Source organism: uncultured Blautia sp., assembly GCF_902497045.1.
In the GTDB taxonomy this organism is placed as follows: Bacteria; Bacillota; Clostridia; order Lachnospirales; family Lachnospiraceae; genus Blautia_A.
Genome location: NZ_CABVDF010000333.1, coordinates 1 through 2187, shown reverse-complemented (window position 1 = coordinate 2187; position 2187 = coordinate 1). Strand labels below are relative to the sequence as shown.

Annotated in this window: 2 protein-coding genes; one reads left to right on the top strand and one right to left on the bottom strand. The window is 39.6% G+C overall.

From position 1 onward, the window contains the following. The coding region (locus tag RDS42_RS14380; protein WP_308784260.1) for a LacI family DNA-binding transcriptional regulator at positions 1-978 on the top strand (978 nt) is incomplete at its 5' end. A 69-nt stretch (positions 979-1047) separates the two neighbouring features. On the opposite strand, the gene RDS42_RS14375 is transcribed toward RDS42_RS14380, so the two are convergent. Further along, entirely contained in the window at positions 1048-2106 is a 1059-nt protein-coding gene (locus RDS42_RS14375; protein ID WP_308784259.1) for a LacI family DNA-binding transcriptional regulator, read from the bottom strand. Positions 2107-2187 lie beyond the last annotated feature (81 nt).

Genomic DNA, 2187 nt, shown 5'->3' with positions numbered 1-2187 from the left:
CTAAATAATATAAAAATACAGGAAAACAATCGTATACTTATTGAGGCCGCCATAAAAAAATTAGGATATCGGCCGAATCGTTCTGCCCAGATCCTCCGCTCAAAAAAAACAAGAACCATCGGTATTCTTATTTCTGATCTTGGAAATTATTTCTGGGGATCTGTAATCGGAATCATATCCCATTATTTTGCCAGCCAGCAGTATACTGTTATCACCCGATCTTATTCTTTTGATATGGAACTGGAAAAGAATGTAATCCGGGACATTATTTCCCAGAATTTTGAAGGCCTGATTATGCTTCCTTTTAACAATTGTGATCATTATTACCAGCTTCTTCAAAATGCAGGTATTCCTGTTATCATACTGGATCAGCTTCCCACCATGATACAGGATTATCCTGTTGACTGTGTTCTTTCCGATAATTATGGAGGCAGCGCCCTTCTTGCAGAACACCTTTTTCAAAATGGGCACACTAATATATGTATCCTGGATCAGGCCATTAATTCTCATACGATAGAAGTCCGGATACAGGCTGTAAAAGATGTATATTCGCGTCACGGCATTAATCTTGAAACCTGTTTTCCCTGCGCCGAACCTTTTGTTTTCAAAGAAACCAAAGATGTCATACAAGAAAATAAACAACGGCTATATCAGCTTCTGAATGCTCCAGATCCTCCTACCGCTGTGTTTTTCACAAATTATATTTCAGCCATGGGAGGGCTGTCCGCTGTTAATTTATTAGGACTGAATGTTCCGGATGATATTTCTCTGGTCTGCTTTGACAACGATCCTCTCTTTCGTGCCATGCATACTTCTATGACCTGTGTAGCCCAGGATCTGACTTCTATTGGAATCAGAGCCTCTGAGCTTCTGATGCAGCGCATTTCCGGTGACTACAGTAATTTTCCTGTTACAGAAATCATAAATGTAGAATTCCATTCCGGCAAGTCTGTACGAAATCTTCACGCCGGAAGATAAACAGAAGAAACTTCTTTTTGAAAAAATGGGATTGCCATTCAACAGAACAGCAATCCCATTTTTAAATCTTTATTCTTCTGGATTTTTTTCTTTTCTATTCAGATCACACACTGAATCACGATAAACACAAAAAGGTTTCAGTCGAATCCTTCTCGGATAGTCACTATAATCCCCATGTATCCTTCGTATCAAAAGCTGACAGGCAGCATCTGCTATCTCCACCAGAGGCTGACGCACAGAAGTAAGCTTTGGCTTTACCATCACAGATAACTCAAAATCATCAAAAACTACCATTGATAATTCCTCCGGAATCTGTATCCCCAAGTCATAAACAGCTTCCATAGCGCCCATACTCATATCATAATTTGTGGAAAACACAGCCGTAGGCCTGTCTTTCAGTTTCCATAATTCATGTATCCCTCTGTAACCTCCCTGATACTTATACTCTCCCCGAACTACATATTCCGGCTGTACCGCTACTCCATAATCCTCCATGGCTCTGTAATACCCTCTCATTCTCTCTTCTGCTGTAAGAGAATTTTTTCGCCCCTCAATAATAGCAATTTTCCGATGTCCATGATTGATCAGATACTCTGTCATCTCATAAGCCCCTATAGTACAGCTTGTCTGCACACAGTCTCCCTGAATCACACCACTGTTTTCTTCAATCGTGACCACCGGTATCTCCAGGTCTTCAGGAAGCTGCAGATTACCATTACAATTCCCCGGGATTGTAAGGAGCATTCCGTCCATACCATTTTCTATCATGTATCTAATATATCCCTTTGTTTTATCGAGATTTTTATCTATCAGATTTATATCAAAACTAAAAAACGATACGGAATATCCCTGATTCCGAAGGTATTTCTCAATCTCATTCAGGATAGATGAGGTATGAGGACTATTTACAATACCTGATACAACTCCGATCCTATAAGATTTGCTGGTTCTAAGCCATCTCGCTGTATTATTTGGAAAATAATGCAGTTTCCGGACAGCGGCATCAATAAGCTCCTGATTTTTTTTCCTTACCCTGCCTCCATTCATATATTTGGATATGGTTGATATAGCCAGATTTGTTTCCCTGGCAACATCTTTAATAGTAGCTCCTCCGCTTTCTTTTTTCATACTGACCCTCGATTAATATTTTTACAATATACGGATTTCCTAAATCCCTCTTGGTTATAGTATAACATCTCGCTCTTTTTT